Source organism: Blautia sp. MSK.20.85, from assembly GCF_013317245.1.
Classification (GTDB): domain Bacteria; phylum Bacillota; class Clostridia; order Lachnospirales; family Lachnospiraceae; genus Blautia_A.
Genome location: NZ_JAAIUN010000028.1, coordinates 27,546 through 46,368, shown reverse-complemented (window position 1 = coordinate 46,368; position 18,823 = coordinate 27,546). Strand labels below are relative to the sequence as shown.

Sequence of the window (18,823 nt, the reverse complement as noted above, 5' to 3'; positions counted from 1 at the left end):
TGTCAATGAGAAAGAAAAGGTTCGTAGTAAGTTTGCGTCCAATTAAGTATTTAGAAGAGCTTTTAGAAGCTTAAAAAGTAGAAAAAAATAGAATTTGCAGTTGCTAACCATTCATGCGTTTGTCGTGTATCTCCACAAAATACCTATTTCCAAACCCACTATTTTATGATATCATATAGCTTAACCTGCGGAAAATGGAGGTTATGCAACATGAATTATATTGAAGAAAAAATCATTCAGACAATAGATGAACACAGAGACGAGATCATAGCCTTTGCGAAGGATATCCAGAGTCATCCGGAGCCGGGGTTTTATGAGGAGAGAACAGCCGCACACGTAGCGGCTTTTTTGCGTGGTCTGGGACTTCGTGTACATGGAGGACTTGCACGCACAGGGGTCCGCGCAGAGTGGATGGAACAGGACGGACCGAATGTTACTATTATTGGAGAACTTGATGCCATCGGATGTAAGTCGCATCCGATGGCTGATCCCGTTAACGGGACAGCACATGCATGCGGACACCACGCACAGATTGCAGCCATGATCGGCGCAGCATTGGCACTGACCAATGAGGAGGTTCAAGCCTCTCTGTCTGGGTCCGTATCTTTTTTTGCCGTTCCGGCGGAAGAATACATTGATGCAGATAAACGTGCACGGCTCCGGAAAGAGGGAATCGGTTTTCCGGCATCCGGAAAAAGCGAGCTGATCCGGCTTGGAGAATTTGATCATTCGGATATTATTATGACCACACATGTACACATGATGCCGGTAGAAGAAGACTTTTATCTGGGGAATGCAGCCTGCAATGGATTTTCCGCAGAGCGTGTCACAGTAAGAGGAAAAGCGGCGCACGCAGCCATTGATCCCTGGGATGGAGTAAATGCTTTGAGCATTACTTCCAGTGCGATTCAGATGATGGGACTGATGCGGGAAACTTTCCGGGAGGAAGACCATGTGCGCCTTCATAACGTGATCCGAAAAGCCGGAGATGTGATCAATGCGGTTCCGGACGAAGCGGTGATCGAGACAAAAGTCCGTGCGGCATCCCTTGATGCGATACGCGCAACTCAGGAAAAAATGGACCGCGCTTATGACGGAGCTGCCTATGCATTTGGTGGAAAGATTGAAAGAGAACCGCTTCAGGGATATATGCCGATCCTGCACAGAGGTGCAGACAAAGTGATGGAGGAATCCGTAAAGCTTCTGGATGCGACATACCGGTGCTCAAAGCCGGCAGATTTTAACAATGCCTGTACCGATGTGGGAGATCTGACCCATCTGTTTCCTGTGCTGAATTTCACATTTGGAGGATTTGAGGGAAAACTTCACGGGGCAGATTTTCGGATCATAGATGAAGAACTGGCTTATATCAAACCAGCCAAACTTCTGGCACTGACTACGTATCACCTTCTCTGCGATCAGGCAAAAGAAGCAAAAAAAATCTGTCGGGAATTTAAACCGGTATTTAATAAAGAAACTTATTGTCAGTATATAAGGGATAATTTCCATGAGAATGAGTAGTTAACCGAATCGAGGAAGTTCCTGAGTGGGTGCAATAAGTAATCTTGCATCAAAGAAGTCCCCTGAGTGGGTGCAATAAGCAATCTTGCATCAAGAAATTTCCCTGCGGGGGATGGATATCCGCATGCCTCATAACTCAGATATTTGTAAACGCACAGAGCGATAAGTGTTGAGACAAGTGAGGTTCATATTTGAAAAAGAGATAGAAATATCTGTGTAATAGTAAATAGAAGGAGAGTTAAATGTCCGAAATTTCATTAGAACTCAAAAATATAAAAAAGAGCTTCCAGGAAGGGGAGGACGTCCTGGAAAGCATCTGTCTTACAGCAAAAAAAGGAGAATTTGTTACCTTGCTGGGGTCTTCCGGCTGTGGAAAAACCACCACACTGCGGATCATCGCAGGCTTGGAACAGCCAGATTCCGGACAGGTTTTTCTGAATGGAAAAGATGTGACATCCCTGGAACCGAACCAGCGTAATGTGAACACGGTTTTCCAGAACTATGCACTTTTTCCCCATATGAATGTTGCAGATAATATTGGTTACGGACTGAAACTGAAAAAAACATCGAAAGCGGAAATCAGCAGAAGGGTAAAAGAAATGCTGGAACTGGTTCAGCTTTCCGGATTTGAGAAGCGAAAGCCTTCAGAACTTTCCGGCGGTCAGCGTCAGCGTGTAGCCATTGCCAGAGCACTTGTGAACAATCCGGAAGTCCTTCTTCTGGATGAACCTCTTGGGGCATTGGATCTGCAGCTGAGGCGTGCCATGCAGCATGAGCTGAAACGCCTGCAGAAGAAACTGGGGATCACGTTTATCTATATCACTCACGACCAGGAAGAAGCTATCAATATGTCCGACACGATCGCAGTGATGAACCACGGCCGCTTTGAGCAGATCGGAACGCCGGATGAGATCTACAATCATCCGAAGACCAGCTATGTGGCAATGTTTGTGGGAAATGCAAATATCCTTACCGGTGTTGTGGAAAGCGTTGATCCAGAGAGAACAGATGGTGCTTCTGATCAGATCACAGTAAGAACGGATGCCGGAAAAGTCAAAGTATCGATGAACAACGTTAATATTACTGCCGAACCGGATAAAGGATATCTGCCCCAAAAAGGAGAAAAGGTCACCATCGCAGTAAGAAGTGAAAATATCCGATTTGAGGAAAATAAAGAAAATGCACAAGAAAGCACGCAGAATTACACACTAGAAAACACACAAAAGAGTGCACACGAATCTGCAGAAAAGAACACAGACAATAGCTGCTATGGCTTAATCGCCGAAGTTGTGGAAAAAACTTTCGCCGGCGGCCAGCTCCGTGTTGTTTTGAAAACCTCGGAAGGCCAGGAAATCGTGGCAAGTCGTTATGGCATTGATACAAACGTCAGCGTAGGAGAAAAGGTGCGCTGCTGTTTTCTTCCCACAGATGCCGTACTGGTGGACCAGGGAGGCACCAATGCGTAAGCGTGGTGCAGGCTCCGTATGGATGATCCTGCCGCTGTATCTTTTCACACTGATCTTCGTTGCGCTGCCCCTTCTGTATGTGATCGCACTGAGCTTTTTCACGGCAGACGGCGGCTATGGTGTGAACTGGAAATTTACACTGGATAACTATAAACAGATCCTGGAACCGGTATATCTACAGACTTTTACGGGATCTTTTCGCCTTGCCATCACCAGTACCCTGATCATCTGCCTGGTAGGTTACCCATTTGGGTATTTTATGGCAAAGCTTTCCGAGGGGAAAAAGAAGCTTGCCATGTTGTTCCTGATGCTGCCTTTCTGGGTGAATTCTCTGATCCGTCTGTACGGCTGGATCATCATTCTCCAGAAAAAGGGTCTTTTGAACTATCTGCTGATGAAACTTGGCATCATTCAGGAGCCTTTAAAAATCCTGTACAGCTATCCTGCCATTGTGATCGGTATGATCTATGTGTTGCTGCCGTTTATGGCTTTGTCCGTGTATTCCAGTGCGGAAAAACTGAACTGGTCACTGGTGGAGGCAGCCAGAGATCTGGGAGCCAGCAGATGGAAAGCTTTCTGGAGTGTTACCTTTAAGCTGACTTTGCCGGGACTTCTTTCCGGAGTGATCCTTACCTTTATTCCATCTATGGGCTTGTTTTTTATTGCGGATATCCTGGGCGGAAACAAGATCGTACTGGTTGGAAGCCTGATCCAGGAGCAGATGACAAGAGGAAATAACTGGCCTTTTGCCGCGGCACTGGCGGTAGTACTGATGATACTGACCACGCTGATGATCGTACTGTACAGGAAGATCACCAATGTGAAGGAACTGGAGGGAATCGGATGAAAAAGAACTCAAAACTTTCAGGACTGTACCTGGGAATCCTGTTTTTCCTTATGTATCTGCCCATTGGCGTGGTAGTGGTATTTTCGTTTAATGAAGCAAGACTTCCGGTGCGTTTTACCGGATTTTCCCTGAAATGGTATCAGGAACTGTTTCATGACAGAGATCTGATCCAGGCATTGAAAAACAGCCTGATTCTGGCTATATCCAGTTGCGGGGTATCTGCAGTGATCGGAACGCTGGGGGCTGTAGGACTTTCCAGGATCCACTGGAAAACAAAAGGGGTGATGGAGTACATTTCCATTCTGCCTCTGATGATCCCGGAGATCATTCTGGGAATGGTACTGATGGCATTTTTCTATATGCTGAACCTGCCATTTGGAATGCTGACACTTCTGATCGGACACACGGTTTTCTGCGTGCCCTATATTTTAATGGAAGTAAAAGCACGGCTTGTGGGAATGGACCCGTCCCTGGAAGAGGCAGCCAGAGATCTTGGCGCCGGTTCTTTCCGGGCATTCTGGGACATTACCCTGCCTCTGATCATGCCGGCTGTCATATCCGGCTCTCTGCTGGCTTTTGCCATGTCCATGGATGATGTGGTGATCAGCATTTTTGTGACCGGTCCGCGTGTATCCACGCTGCCGATAAAAGTTTACACACAGATGAAAACAGGCGTTACGCCGGAGATCAATGCACTTTGTACTATGATGCTGGGAGTGATCCTCCTTGTGCTGGCCGTGTATCTGATCATGGGAAAACGCGGGAAGGGGAATAAGAGAGATGAGCAATAAACTGATCGAGTTAAAAAATCTCACAAAAAATTTTGATGACCAGCAGGTGCTCCGGGGAATCAACCTGGATATCCACGAAAACGAATTCCTTACGCTTCTGGGACCCAGCGGCTGTGGAAAAACAACAACCTTGAGGATCATCGCAGGATTTGAGGAACCAAGCGGTGGAGAGGTGCTGTTTAACGGCATTGAGATCTCCAAGCTTCCTCCATATAAAAGGGAGATCAATACGGTATTCCAGAAATATGCGCTGTTTCCACATCTTAATGTTATGGACAATATCGGTTTCGGCCTGAATCTGAAAAAAGTAGATAAAACTGTCATTGAGCAGAAAGTCAAAAGAATGCTGAAGATGGTAGGTCTGGAAGGTTTCGAAAAAAGAGACGTCACCCTTCTTTCCGGCGGTCAGCAGCAGCGAGTTGCCATTGCCAGAGCTCTTGTCAATGAGCCGAAAGTCCTTCTTCTGGATGAGCCTCTTGGAGCTCTGGATGCCAAGATCCGTAAACAGATGCAGATCGAGCTGAAAAAGATCCAGAGAGAAGTAGGGATCACGTTCATCTATGTTACCCATGATCAGGAAGAGGCTCTCTCCATGTCCGATACAGTAGTTGTCATGAACAACGGTGAGATCCAGCAGATCGGAAGCCCGACAGACATCTACAATGAGCCGGAGAACCGTTTTGTGGCAGGTTTTATCGGAGAGTCCAATATTATAGAAGGAACGATGATCAAAGATTTCCTGGTGGAATTCGATGGTTTCCAGTTTGAATGTGTGGATAAGGGATTTGAGGACAACGAAGCCATTGAGGTAGTTCTCCGTCCGGAGGATCTGGATATTGTGGAACCGGATCAGGCCAAGATCAAAGGAACTGTACGGAACATTACGTTCAAAGGCGTGCATTATGAGATCCTGATCGAAACGGAACTTCGCACATACATGGTGCACACTACCGATTATGCGGCAGTGGGACGTGAAGTAGGACTGAAGTTTGGTCCTGAGGACATCCATGTTATGTGCAGAATGGGAGGATACTAATGAAACAGTTCAAACATCTGATCAAGCCGTACATCATCTGGGCTTCGATCCTGATCGTGGTACCACTGATCCTGATCGTACTTTATGCGTTTACCTCAGATGGAAATGAAGTTCTGACTTTACATTTTACATGGGCGAATTTTGCAAAATTCCTGGAAACTACTTATTTAAGTGTTATTTTGAAATCTTTTCGTCTGGGTATCCTGACCACATTGATCTGTCTTGTGTGCGGATATCCGCTGGCATATATTATTTCCAAATACTCCGAGAAGGTGCAGAGTTTTCTCATCCTTATGGTTACGATCCCCATGTGGATCAACATGCTCCTTCGTACTTATGCATGGATGAATATTCTTTCAGACAATGGTCTGGTGAACAACCTTCTGAAAATGCTGGGAATTTCACCGATCACCATGATGTATACAGATTTTTCGGTTATTGTGGGCCTTGTCTGTAACTTCATGCCGTTTATGATCATTCCGATCCATACTTCTTTAAGTAAAATGGATAAATCACTGATCGAGGCGGCCAACGACCTTGGGGCCAATCCATTCCAGACTTTCTGGAAAGTCACCTGGAAGCTTTCCATGCCAGGTGTGGTCAATGGTGTTATGATGGTATTCCTTCTGTCCATCTCAACTTTCGTTATTCCGAAGCTTCTTGGCGGTGGTCAGTACATGCTGATCGGTAACCTGATCGAGTCACAGTTTATTTCCGTAGGTGACTGGAACTTCGGAAGTGCCATTTCTCTGATCCTGGCAGTGATCATCCTGATCTTTATGAGCCTGATGAAGAAGATGGACACCCAGGACGATTAAAGGAGGCAGGAGATGAAAAGAAAAAATACCATATTTTCAAAATTATATGTAGTGCTGTGTCTGGCATTTTTTTACCTGCCGATCCTTGTGACTATGATTTTTTCCTTTAACTCGTCCAAGTCCCTGACCAGATTTACAGGATTTTCCCTGCGCTGGTACGGGGAGCTGATCAACAACATGGAGATCAGCAAGGCAGTTTATGTTTCTGTCACAGTGGCAATCCTGGCAACAATTATTTCCACAGTGCTGGGAACTATTACAGCCATCGGCCTTTCCAAATCCAGAAAAGTACTGAAGGAACTGGTACTTACCATCAATAACTTTCCGATCCTGAACCCGGAGATCGTAACAGCTATCGGTCTGATGCTTCTGTTTTCTTCTCTGGGAATGACGAAAGGTTATCTGACCATGCTGCTGGCACATATCGCGTTCTGTACGCCTTATGTAATTACCAGTGTATATCCGAAGGTGCGAAACCTGGACCCTAACCTGGCCAATGCGGCGATGGATCTTGGTGCAACGCCATATCAGGCCCTTACAAAAGTTATCGTGCCTATGATCAAAGAGGGAATTTTTGCGGGAGCGCTTCTGGCATTTACCATGTCCTTTGACGATTTCGTAATTTCCTATTTTGTTTCCGGAAATGGAGTAAAAAATATCTCCATCGTTGTATATAATATGACGAAGCGTATCAATCCGACGATCAATGCACTGTCAACGATCGTGATCGTGGTAATCGTCCTGGTGCTGCTGTTTGCAAATCTGATACTGCCGAAGCTTCAGGCTTCCACAGTAAAGAAGATGAATCCGAGAACAAGAAAGATCGTGGCAGTAGTTACCACAGTGGTTCTGGTGATCGGTTTTGGAAAATGGACGATCGTGAGCCAGGGAAGTCATGTACTCCGTGTATACAATGCCGGCGAATATATGGATCTGAGCCTGATCGACAAATTTGAAAAACAGTACAACTGTACTATTGTCTATGAGACATTTGAGTCCAATGAGATGATGTATACCAAACTTGCCAGTGGTGAGACCTACGATGTTCTGGTACCGTCCGATTATATGATCGAGAGGCTGATTAAGGAAGAATACCTTCAGTCTATTGACTGGAAAAAGATTCCAAATAAGAAGAATCTTCTCCCTGAAGTACAGAACAAGGACTATGATCCGGGCAACCGCTATTCCTGTCCGTATTTCTGGGGAACCGTGGGAATCCTTTACAATAAGAATGTAGTATCACAGGAAGATCTGGATAGAGAGGGCTGGAATGTTCTTACCGATGAGAAATATAAAGGAAATCTTTACATGTACGATTCCGAACGAGATTCCTTTATGATCGCCCTGAAAGCACTTGGATACTCCATGAATACCACAGATCTGGGCGAGATCCAGGAAGCCTATGAATGGCTGATCAACCAGCGTGATACCATGGACCCAATCTATGCAGGAGATGATGTCATCGACAATATGATTTCCGGAAACAAAGCAATGGCAGTGGTTTATTCCGGTGACGCTTCTTATATCATCAGTGAGAATCCGGATCTTGATTATTACACTCCAAAGCAGGGAACCAATACCTGGTATGATGCGATGGTCATCACCAAGGACTGTAATGAGGTAGATCTGGCTCATGAGTTCATCAATTTTATGCTGGATGATGAAAATGCTCTTTCCAATACCGAAGAAGTAGGATATACTTCTACTGTAAAGAGTGCGTTCGAGGAGATGAAAAACGGAACTTATGAGGGAATTGATTCCTATATTCCGCAGATCGACAACCCAAAGAATGAAATCTTCGGATACCAGAAGCCAAAGATCAAGCAGAAATTCGCAGAGCTTTGGACCAAGGTAAAAGCAAAATAACAAGACGTCAGAGAGAGACATGAAGGAGGTTCTATGAAAGCAAAAAAAGCAGCAGCGATCATGTTATGTGCGGCACTTGGAGCATCTATGGTAACAGGTGTCAGCGTCAGTGCAAAGGATAAAGATGAACTGGTACTTTACACATGGGACGGAATGGTTCCGCAGGAAGTGCTGGATGATTTTGAAAAAGAAACAGGAACCAAGGTTGTTTACTCTAACTTTGATACCGATGAGACTATGCTTGAGAAACTTTCCCAGGCAAAAGGCGGCGATTACGATGTGGTAATTGCAGATGATTACATTATCGACAGTGCGGTAAAAGAAGGACTTGTCCAGAAGATCGACAAGGATACTGTTACCAATTTCGGAAACATCAATCCGCTTTTCCAGGGACAGTTTTATGATCCGGATGACGAGTACACCGTACCATACGGTGCAGGAATCCCGCTGATCGTTTATGATCCGGATCAGGTAGATATCGACATCAAAGGATACAAAGATCTCTGGGATGAATCCCTGAAAGACAGCGTGGCGATCATCGGAAATTACCGTGTAATTGCCGGAATCACACAGCTTTCCATGGGTGAGAGCATGAATGAAGAGGATGTGGATGTGATTGCCAAGACCGGTGAGAAACTGAAGGAGCTTGCACCGAATATCCGTATGATCCAGGATGATAATACACAGAATGCACTTCTCAATGGAGAGGCAAGTGTGGCATTCCTCTACACATCCCAGGTAACACAGGCGCTGAAGGATAACCCGGACCTGAAGGTGGTTTATCCGGAGGAAGGTCTTGGATTTGGTATTCTTGGAACCTTTATCCCAAGTGAGGCACCGAATGCGGAGGCTGCCAATGAATTTATCAACTATATCCTGCAGCCGGAAGTAACTGCAAAATGCATCAATTCTGTAGGTTACTACAACACAAACAAGGCAGCAGATGATCTGGTAGATGAGAACCTGGTTGTGCCGGATGATGTGACTAAGGGCGAGATCGTGCAGAACGTAAGCCAGGAAGCAGAGCAGGAATACAATAAGATCTGGACAGAATTTAAAGCTGCCTGCGATTAAGGCGGACAGACCAGTAAGGGGGTTTTTCAGGTGGAAATATACAAAGGCACATCCGCTTTTTCCGGAATAGCCATTGGAAAAATACTGTATTACCACAGGGGCGAATACCAGATCCGTCAGTCTATGGTAGACAATGTAAAAAAAGAGCTGGATCGTCTGGACCATGCAAGGACAGCAGTAAAGACCCAGATCCAGCATATGTATAAAAACGGAGCACCCCTCCCAAAAGAGCAGGAGCTGACATTGAAACGTCAGCTGAAGCTCTTAAGCGGAGGCAGTTTCCAGCGGGCTGTAGAGAGCATGATCACAACAGAAAAGGTCAGTGCGGCTTATGCGGTTCAGACAACCAGAGATGAGCTTGCCAATGTATTTCGCAAGCTGGAAGACGAGGCTGTCAAGGAACAGATCGAAAATATCCGGGAGATCTCAGAACTTCTGATCGGCGCCATGGGTGGTTCCCATGCGCGGATCAATCTGGGAGATGAGCCGGTGATCCTTGCGGCAGAGCAGCTTTCCCCAAATGAACTTCTGGAGATGAACAAATCCAGCCTTCTGGCAATAGTCATGCATCAGGGATCAATCATTTCCCATGTATCGATTATGGCGAAATCCATGGCAGTGCCTACACTGGTGGAAGTGGAGATACAGAAGGAGTGGGACGGCCATATGGCTATTGTGGATGGATATACAGGAACTCTGTATATTGATCCGGAACCGGAACTTCTGAAAGAATATGAGATCCGCCACAGGGCAGATATGGAAGAACGGGAAGAACTCTTAAGACTTCGTAATCAGGAGGATATCACAGCCGATGGAAAACAGATCAAACTTCTGGCCAACATCGGAAATTTGGATGATCTGAATACGGTTCTTTATTACGGAGCTACAGGCATCGGTCTCCTTCGAAGTGAATTTCAGTATCTTGGAAGAGAAAATTATCCAAGAGAGAACGAGCTGTTCCGTGCTTATAAGAAGGTAGCGGAGGATATGGAAGGCCGTCCGGTTGTGATCCGTACCGTAGATCTGGGTGCAGACCGGCAGGCAGAATATATGGCCATCCCGGATGAAGTCAATCCTATGATGGGAAACCGCGGTATCCGACTTTGCCTTGACCGGAAAAAAATGTTCAAAGCCCAGCTTCGTGCCATTTACCGGGCAAGTGCCTATGGAAACATCAGTCTGATGTATCCGATGATCACATCGGAGGAAGAACTGGATGAGATCGAAAAACTGATCCAGGAGGTCAAAAAAGGCCTGGATGAGAAGAATATTCCCTACAAAAATATCCGTACCGGAATCATGATCGAAACACCGGCTGCAGTTATGATCAGTGAGGAACTGGGAAAACGTGTGGATTTCTTAAGCCTTGGAACCAATGACCTGACCCAGTATACCCTGGCTATGGACAGGCAGAATCTTCTTCTGAAAAACAAATACAATGACCATCATCCTGCGCTTGTGAAGATGATCCGGATGGTGACAGAAGCAGGACATAAATCCGGATGTAATGTTTACATATGTGGGGAGCTGGCAGCAGATTCCAATCTCACAGAGAAATTTATCCAGATGGGAGTAGATGGACTTTCTGTGGTTCCGGCATGTGTACTACCGGTACGAAAAGCAATCCGTGCGGCATATGCGGATGCGTCAAACAGGCCGGAAGAGCAATAGTATCTGAGATTATAGGAGATCCTTTTTCTGAAAAACAGAAATAAATAAAAATCCTGAGAATTTCTATGTTATATTTCGCATAGGATTCTCAGGATTTTTTGTATGATTACCATGCTGGAAATTCCAGGTGGATGTTTCAAATCCGCTTTGTTAAGTTATCGAAGTCCGAGAACACGTGCGGTTTCTGAAATAAATTCCGGTGTGGTACCACAGCATCCGCCGATGACAGAAGCTCCGTTTTCAACAAGTACCTTCATGTAACCTGCAAAATCAGCAGGTGTCATGCTGTAAACGGCATTACCAAGATCATCGATCTGCGGCATTCCCGCGTTCGGTTTGGCGATAACCGGAATGGAAACATTCTCTTTGATATTACGGACAACAGATACCAGCTGATCCGGACCAACAGAGCAGTTGATGCCGACTGCACTGGCACCGGCAGCTTCCAGGGACATAGCAGCCTCTACGGCATTGCCGCCGCTGAAGATACTTCCGTCTGCTTCTACAGTTACAGTACAGATGATCGGAAGGTCGCAGACACTCTGGCAGGCATCTACAGCAGCCAGTGTCTCTTCAATATTGATCATGGTTTCCGCTACGATCAGATCTACGCCAGCATCCCGGAGATAACCGATCTGCTCCTGATAGGTTTCAAAGGCTTTTTCGTAGGTCATATCACCGGCCGGGGCCATCATCTTACCGGTTGTGGTGATATCTCCCGCAACATAAACGCCCTCCGGTGTGATCTCTTTGGTGTAGCCGGCCAGGGTATGGTTGATCTGCTCAATCTGATCTTCCAGACCGTGCATGGTGAGATTGATGCGGTTTCCACCGAATGTAGGTGCATAAATAATATGGCTTCCTGCTTCAATATAAGCTTTCTGAAGGGACTGGATCACATCTTTGTGCTCAAGCACCCAGCTCTCTGTGCAGACACCTCTTGGCATTCCTGCTTTCATCAGGTTGGAACCGGTAGCACCATCCAGCAGCAGGACATGGTTCTCAGTCAGTTTCTGAAATTCCTGTTTTGTCATATGTTTATATCCTCCTTATGGCAGCCAATCACGGTTGGCAAAAAAAATAAGGCTCCTCCTGTAACTGCTGCACTCATTGCCGTGTATCTATTTTAACATAGGAGAGAAGAATAATAAAGACCTTGCGTAATAAATGGACGGATTGTATAATAGCCACTAGGCATATCACAGAGCGGAATAGAAATGTCCGCTTTACAGCTTTGGGAACAGAAACCAGAAGATACAGGTAAATAAAAAGAAAGGATTGTTTTGATGAAGGGACTTTATGATATTCACTGCCATATTCTGCCGGGGGTGGATGATGGCGCCAGGAATATGGAAGAAGCCTTATGGATGCTGAACAAGGAATATAAAGACGGAGTACGTCATGTGATTCTGACTCCTCATTTCCGATATGAGATGTTTGAACCACATATGAATATTGTAACGAGAGGTTTTATGCAACTGAGAAGAGAGATCGTAAATATTGGCCAGGGCGATATGCAGATTTATCTTGGATGTGAACTGCATTCCAGTATGGATATGGTGGAATGTCTGAAAAAGGGCAGGAGACTTACCATGGCCGGCTCCAGGTATGTACTTGTGGAATTTAGTAATAACGATGAAAAGAGCTATATTGAAGAACGGATCAGAAGTCTTTTGATGTACGGTTTTATTCCGATTATTGCACATGCGGAGAGATATAGTGCCACAAGAAATGATGTTCGTTTTCTTTCAGAGCTGAGAGAAGCCGGTGCTTATATTCAGATCAATGCGGACACTATCAGTGGACACAGCGGCTTCGGAGCAAAAATGTATGCAAAAAAGCTCATGAAACAGGGACTGCTGGATTTTGTGGGATCTGACGGACACAGGCAGAATGAGCGGATTCCGGAAATTGGAAGATGTGTGGAAAAAGTGGAAAAAACCATGGGGACGGAATACGCAAAAAAAATATTTATCAAAAATCCCCGTAAGATCACAGGGCGATAGGGAAAAAGTATTTATCGCAAAAGAGAAGAATTTGTGATATACTTTCACAGGAAAGCTTTTATACATATTATAATATAGAAGAAATAAGTCATCCGCAAAATGAAACGTATGATTTCAGAGTATTATAGCAATAAGAATAATAGCAGTAGTTGGATTGATAAAACAAAGGAGACTGGAAATATGTGTGGAATTGTAGGTTTTACAGGTAAGCATCAGGCAGCACCGATTTTACTGGACGGTCTTTCCAAACTGGAATACAGAGGATATGATTCTGCCGGTATTGCAGTGCGTGACGGAGAGAATGAGACAGAAGTCATCAAAGCAAAAGGGCGCCTTAAAGTTCTGATTGAAAAAACAAACGGAGGAGAATCTGTTCCGGGAACCTGTGGCATTGGCCATACAAGATGGGCAACACACGGGGAACCGTCAGAAACCAATGCACATCCTCATGTCAGCGACGATGGAAATGTGGTTGCCGTACACAACGGTATCATCGAAAACTATCAGGAACTGAAAGAAAAACTTCTTCGTAAAGGTTATACGTTTTATTCTGCAACAGATACGGAAGTTGCGGTAAATCTTGTAGATTATTATTATAAGAAATATGGAAAATCACCGGTTGAGGCAGTCAGCCATGCGATGGTACGCATCAGAGGTTCCTATGCACTCGCCATGATGTTCCGTGATTATCCGGGAGAGATTTTTGTAGCAAGAAAAGACAGCCCGATGATTCTGGGTGTGGGAGACGGGGAGTCTTATATTGCTTCCGATGTTCCGGCGATTCTGAAATATACAAGAAATGTTTATTATATTGGAAATCTGGAGATGGCTCATGTGAAAAGGGGAGAGATCACCTTTTACAATCTGGATGGCGAAGAAATTGAAAAAGAACCAAAGAAGATTGATTGGGATGCAGAAGCTGCTGAAAAGGCTGGATATGAGCACTTTATGATGAAAGAAATCCACGAGCAGCCGAAAGCGGTTTCCGATACCATCAATTCTGTTGTAAAAGATGGAAAGATTGACCTTTCCGGTGTGGGAATGGATGAAGAAACGATCCGGAATATCAGCCAGATTTATATTGTGGCCTGTGGATCTGCATACCATGTCGGCATGGCAGCTCAGTATGTTCTGGAAGATCTGGCGCGTATCCCGGTACGTGTGGAGCTTGCATCAGAGTTCCGTTATCGTAATCCAATTCTGGACAAAAACGGCCTTGCGATCATCGTCAGTCAATCCGGAGAGACAGCAGACAGCCTTGCGGCACTTCGTGAATGCAAAGCCAGAGGAATCCGTACCCTTGCCATTGTCAATGTAATTGGATCTTCCATTGCTAGGGAAGCAGATAATGTATTTTATACACTTGCCGGCCCGGAAATTTCTGTGGCTACCACAAAAGCTTACAGCACACAGCTGATTGCTTCCTATATTCTGGCTCTTCAGTTTGCAAAAACAAGAGAAGAAATTACAGAAGAACAGTGTGATGCATATATAAAAGAACTGCAGACACTTCCGGAGAAAATTGAGAAAATTCTTGAGGATAAGGAACGTCTCCAGTGGTTCGCATCCAAGCAGGCCAATGCCAAGGATATTTTCTTTATCGGAAGAGGAATTGATTATGCGATCAGCCTTGAGGGAAGCCTTAAAATGAAAGAAATCAGTTACATTCATTCAGAGGCCTATGCGGCAGGAGAACTGAAGCATGGAACAATTTCTCTGGTGGAGGACGGAACTCTTGTGATCGGCGTTCTTACCCAGCCGAGCCTCTATGAAAAAACAGTGAGCAATATGGTAGAGTGTAAGAGCCGTGGCGCTTATCTGATGGGGCTTACCACATTTGGAAATTATAATATTGAGGACACTGCGGACTTTACCGTTTATATCCCGAAAACAGATCCGCATTTTGCCACTTCACTGGCTGTAATTCCGTTACAGCTTCTGGGCTATTATGTAAGTGTAAATAAGGGTCTTGATGTAGATAAGCCAAGAAACCTTGCAAAAAGTGTTACTGTAGAATAATTTCCTTACCAAGGAGGAGTGCATATGAAAAAAATAGGAAAACATATTCCGGGGCTGATTGTAATGCTGGTAGTTCTGGCAACTGCTGTTGTATTTGCAGGAATGCTCCTGAATATGAAAGTGATCCCGACAAAATTCATCGCAGTGATCAGTCTGGTTATGCTGATTCTGGTACTGATTGTCGGAGCACTTGTATGGAACACAGACAAAAAAATACGTTTTGTTCTGGGAGTATTGATTGCCGCTATTCTGGGTGCGGCGTTTATTCTTGGAAGCATGTATGTTTATCAGACCCATTCAGCACTTGCGGATATTTCCGGTGTGAATACAGAGGTCACGGAAGTTGGAATATATGTCCGTGCGGATGATTCTGCTGATTCGATAGCGGCAACTGCGGACTATGTATATGGTGTCCTTACAGATCTTGACCGTGAGAATTCCGATAAGGCTATTCAGGAGGTAGATTCTGAAGCCGGAAAAAGTGTCAAGGTTCAGGAATTTGCAGGGCTTACAGAGCTCGTTGACGGTCTTCTGAACGGACAGACAGGGGCCATCGTTCTGAACAGCGCTTATCTGAGCGTGATAGAGGAGATGGATGGATATTCAGATGTTTCATCCAGAATCCGTGAACTGACAGTAAAAAAAGTGGAAACAACCATTGAGCCGCAGCAGACGGAACAGAAATCTGAAGACAGCGCAGATAAAGGAACGGTTTATACAATCTTTATCAGCGGTATTGACAGCAGAAGCGGATTGGTTGCCAAGAGCAGAAGTGATTCCAACATTGTGGCAACTGTAAACACAGATACCCGCCAGGTTCTGCTGGTGTCTACACCACGTGATTATTTTGTGCCGCTTTCAATTTCCGGCGGACAGAAAGATAAGCTGACCCATGCGGGAATCTATGGCATTAATGTATGTATGGATACTCTGGGAATGCTTTACAATGAAGATATCAATTACTATTTCCGTATCAATTTTGCCGGATTTGAACAGCTGATTGATGCTCTTGGAGGCATTACGGTTTATTCTGATTATGAGTTTGATTCCAAGAACGAGTTGGGATATCACTTTAATCAGGGCGAGAATCAGATGAACGGAGAACAGGCACTGATTTTCAGCCGTGAACGTTACTCCTTCCAGGAGGGAGACCGCCAGCGCGGAAAGAATCAGATGGCCGTAATCAAGGGCGTAATCAATAAAGCGCTTTCTCCGGAACTCCTGAAAAATTATTCTTCCGTACTTTCCAGCATCCAGGGATGTTTTGAGACAAATATCTCCTATGAGGAAATTGCCGGTATTCTGCAGAAGCAGCTGAATAACGGGGGAGACTGGAATATTGTAAGCTACAGTGTAAATGGTACCGGTGACACACAGAAACCGTATTCCATGAGCCAGAAAGCGTATGTTATGATTCCTGATGAGTCTACTGTTCAGAAGGCTGAAGAGATGATGAAGAAGGTTCGTGACGGTGAGACTGTTTCCCAGGAGGAAGCAGATGCAGATGCATCTGCGGCCGCAGCTACGGCTACAGATACGCAGTCTGCCACTGCAGAAACTACAGACACAGCAGCACAGAATGCAACAGATACACAGGCAGCAGATAATGGTGCAGCACAGTAGTAAACGAAATAAAGCGTAGAAAAACCGCCAGGCGGTGCAACTGGTATTCAGAACTTATTCTGAACCAGTGTACCGCAGGCGGTTTTTAGTTTTTGATAAAATTATAGTTAAAGAATTTCTTTCAGATAACGCTCCAGGGCATCCTGCCATGTTGGAAGGGGCTGGAAACCGTTTCTTACAAGTTTGGACTTATCCAGGCGGCTGTTGAATGGTCGAACCGCTTTGGAAACACCATATTCTGCAGTAGTAACAGGAGAAACCTGTACGTTTTCATATTCTTTATGACCGAGGGCAGCAGCCTGACGGAAGATTTCTTTTGTGAAATCATACCAGCTGATGAAACCGCCCTCGTTGGTTGCATGATAATAGCCGTATTTTTCTGTCTCGATCATGTCTACCAGAAGACGGGCAAGGTCATAGGTGTAGGTTGGTGTACCGATCTGGTCACTGACTACGGTCAGTTTGTCGTGGGTTTTCCCTAAGTTTACCATGGTGCGGATAAAGTTCTTACCGTTTTTGCCGAATACCCAGGCAATACGTACGATAAAGAATTTATCAACAGTGCCGGATACTGCCAGCTCGCCGTCAAGCTTGGTCTGACCGTATACATTCTGGGGAGCGTAGTCTTTGCAGTCCGGATCCCATGGAGTGGTTCCCTGGCCGTCAAAAACATAGTCTGTGGAAATGTACATCATTTTGATGCCAAGCTCTTTACAGATGTCCGCAATGTTCTGGGTTCCCACAACATTGACAAGACGTACTTTTTCGCGGTTTTCCTCATCCTCTGCAGCATCTACGGCTGTCCATGCAGCACAGTGTACCACTGCATCCGGATTTACTTCGCGAATGGCTTTTGCTACTGCTTCTTTATCTGTGATATCCAGCTGGACATAAGGCATGGTGGTAACCGGAGTACCATCTGCAATGCCGCTGTAGGAAGGTGCAATGTCGCTTCCTACGCCTTCATGTCCACGGCTGGACAGTTCATTCATCACGTCATGGCCAAGCTGGCCGCCAACGCCTGTTACGAAAAATTTCATGCTTTAACCTCCTCGCGGTTTCCATACATTTTTTCGTAGTAATTCTGGTACTCACCGGAGATGATGGTTTCCCACCATTCCTTGTTGTCAAGGTACCATTTGATGGTCTTTTTGATTCCGTCTGCAAATTTTGTCTCCGGAAGCCAGCCAAGTTCGTTATGGATCTTGGTCGGGTCGATGGCATAACGCATGTCGTGGCCTTTACGGTCAGCTACGTGTGTGATCAGGCTTTCCGGTTTTCCAAGTTCCTTGCAGATCAGTTTTACGATGTCGATGTTCTTCATCTCATTGTGTCCGCCTACGTTGTAAACCTCACCTACACGTCCTTTGTGGATGATCAGATCGATGGCACGGCAGTGATCCTCAACATAGAGCCAGTCACGGACATTTTCACCTTTTCCGTAAACTGGAAGTGGTTTGTCGTTCAGAGCGTTGGCGATCATCAGCGGGATCAGTTTTTCCGGGAAGTGATATGGGCCGTAGTTGTTAGAGCAGCGGCTGATGGTCACTGGCAGGCCGTAAGTTCTGTGATATGCCAGAACAAGAAGGTCTGCGCCTGCTTTGGAAGAGCTGTAAGGGCTGCTTGTGTGGATCGGAGTTTCCTCTGTGAAGAAAAGGTCCGGTCTGTCAAGCGGAAGATCTCCGTAAACCTCATCTGTGGAAACCTGATGATAGCGCTGAATTCCGTATTTACGGCAGGCATCCATAAGGACTGCAGTACCTTTGATGTTGGTGTCAAGGAATACTTCCGGGTTCTCGATGGAACGATCTACGTGGCTCTCCGCTGCGAAGTTTACCACGATGTCCGGATGCTCTTCCTCGAAAAGCTTGTAAACAGCGTCACGGTCTGTGATGCTCTCCTTTACAAAGCGGAAGTTCGGTTTGTCCATAACCGGTGCAAGAGTGGAAAGGTTTCCTGCGTAAGTCAGGCAGTCCAGGCATACGATACGATAGTCCGGATGAGCCTCCATCATATGAAAAATAAAGTTGCTTCCGATAAATCCGGCACCGCCGGTAACAATGATTGTCATAAAAAATCTCCTTT

At 45.5% G+C, this 18,823-nt stretch carries 15 protein-coding genes; 12 read left to right on the top strand and 3 right to left on the bottom strand.

The genetic code is table 11. The features are described 5' to 3' along the window. The first annotated feature begins 210 nt into the window (after positions 1 to 210). The 9 genes from G5B12_RS13420 (at position 211) to ptsP (ending at position 11,090) form a co-directional block, all read left to right on the top strand. Positions 211 to 1,521, top strand: coding sequence for a peptidase dimerization domain-containing protein (locus G5B12_RS13420; protein WP_174088470.1), 1,311 nt, complete (start codon positions 211 to 213; stop codon positions 1,519 to 1,521). Positions 1,522 to 1,763: 242 nt separating this feature from the next. Next, entirely contained in the window at positions 1,764 to 2,987 is a 1,224-nt protein-coding gene (locus G5B12_RS13415) for an ABC transporter ATP-binding protein (RefSeq protein WP_021976524.1), read from the top strand. After that, positions 2,980 to 3,834, top strand: coding sequence for an ABC transporter permease (locus tag G5B12_RS13410; RefSeq protein ID WP_021976525.1), 855 nt, complete (start codon positions 2,980 to 2,982; stop codon positions 3,832 to 3,834). Before G5B12_RS13415 ends, G5B12_RS13410 begins: the two co-directional genes overlap by 8 nt. Further along, positions 3,831 to 4,625 (top strand): ABC transporter permease, encoded by a 795-nt coding sequence (locus G5B12_RS13405; protein ID WP_148448856.1) that lies wholly within the window; start codon positions 3,831 to 3,833, stop codon positions 4,623 to 4,625. The genes G5B12_RS13410 and G5B12_RS13405 overlap by 4 nt, the downstream gene beginning before the upstream one ends. Continuing rightward, complete coding sequence (potA, locus tag G5B12_RS13400) at positions 4,615 to 5,661, top strand: spermidine/putrescine ABC transporter ATP-binding protein (RefSeq protein ID WP_148448854.1); 1,047 nt, start codon at positions 4,615 to 4,617, stop codon at positions 5,659 to 5,661. Before G5B12_RS13405 ends, potA begins: the two co-directional genes overlap by 11 nt. Then, positions 5,661 to 6,479 carry an ABC transporter permease gene (locus G5B12_RS13395; protein ID WP_021976528.1) on the top strand — a complete coding sequence of 273 codons (819 nt, stop codon included), beginning with the start codon at positions 5,661 to 5,663 and terminating at the stop codon, positions 6,477 to 6,479. Before potA ends, G5B12_RS13395 begins: the two co-directional genes overlap by 1 nt. A gap of 12 nt (positions 6,480 to 6,491) precedes the next feature. Continuing rightward, complete coding sequence (locus G5B12_RS13390) at positions 6,492 to 8,345, top strand: extracellular solute-binding protein (protein ID WP_174088469.1); 1,854 nt, start codon at positions 6,492 to 6,494, stop codon at positions 8,343 to 8,345. Positions 8,346 to 8,378: 33 nt separating this feature from the next. Beyond that, positions 8,379 to 9,419 carry a polyamine ABC transporter substrate-binding protein gene (locus G5B12_RS13385; RefSeq protein WP_148448851.1) on the top strand — a complete coding sequence of 347 codons (1,041 nt, stop codon included), beginning with the start codon at positions 8,379 to 8,381 and terminating at the stop codon, positions 9,417 to 9,419. A gap of 30 nt (positions 9,420 to 9,449) precedes the next feature. Beyond that, on the top strand, positions 9,450 to 11,090 hold the full coding sequence (gene ptsP, locus G5B12_RS13380; RefSeq protein WP_174088468.1) for a phosphoenolpyruvate--protein phosphotransferase: 1,641 nt from the start codon (positions 9,450 to 9,452) through the stop codon (positions 11,088 to 11,090). Between the two features lie 155 nt (positions 11,091 to 11,245). Here ptsP and G5B12_RS13375 read toward each other — a convergent pair whose 3' ends face one another. Further along, the gene (locus tag G5B12_RS13375) at positions 11,246 to 12,124 is read right to left on the bottom strand and encodes a homocysteine S-methyltransferase family protein (RefSeq protein WP_118062648.1); all 879 of its coding nucleotides are present in this window, start codon (positions 12,122 to 12,124) and stop codon (positions 11,246 to 11,248) included. A 252-nt stretch (positions 12,125 to 12,376) separates the two neighbouring features. Here G5B12_RS13375 and G5B12_RS13370 point away from each other — a divergent pair, with 252 nt between their 5' ends. The 3 genes from G5B12_RS13370 to G5B12_RS13360 all read left to right on the top strand — a co-directional run bounded on the left by G5B12_RS13370 (position 12,377) and on the right by G5B12_RS13360 (position 16,738). After that, positions 12,377 to 13,096 carry a CpsB/CapC family capsule biosynthesis tyrosine phosphatase gene (locus tag G5B12_RS13370; RefSeq protein WP_148448845.1) on the top strand — a complete coding sequence of 240 codons (720 nt, stop codon included), beginning with the start codon at positions 12,377 to 12,379 and terminating at the stop codon, positions 13,094 to 13,096. Positions 13,097 to 13,276: 180 nt separating this feature from the next. After that, positions 13,277 to 15,115, top strand: a complete 1,839-nt coding sequence (glmS, locus tag G5B12_RS13365; RefSeq protein WP_173772467.1) for a glutamine--fructose-6-phosphate transaminase (isomerizing) — start codon at positions 13,277 to 13,279, stop codon at positions 15,113 to 15,115. Positions 15,116 to 15,139: 24 nt separating this feature from the next. Further along, on the top strand, positions 15,140 to 16,738 hold the full coding sequence (locus tag G5B12_RS13360; protein WP_173762575.1) for an LCP family protein: 1,599 nt from the start codon (positions 15,140 to 15,142) through the stop codon (positions 16,736 to 16,738). 107 nt (positions 16,739 to 16,845) lie between these two features. Here G5B12_RS13360 and rfbD read toward each other — a convergent pair whose 3' ends face one another. Together rfbD and rfbB are read right to left on the bottom strand one after the other, a co-directional pair. Further along, entirely contained in the window at positions 16,846 to 17,778 is a 933-nt protein-coding gene (gene rfbD / locus G5B12_RS13355; RefSeq protein WP_173762576.1) for a dTDP-4-dehydrorhamnose reductase, read from the bottom strand. After that, positions 17,775 to 18,809: a dTDP-glucose 4,6-dehydratase gene (gene rfbB / locus G5B12_RS13350; RefSeq protein WP_015525710.1), complete on the bottom strand. Its 1,035-nt coding sequence runs from the start codon at positions 18,807 to 18,809 to the stop codon at positions 17,775 to 17,777. The genes rfbD and rfbB overlap by 4 nt, the downstream gene beginning before the upstream one ends. Between the last annotated feature and the right edge of the window lie 14 nt (positions 18,810 to 18,823).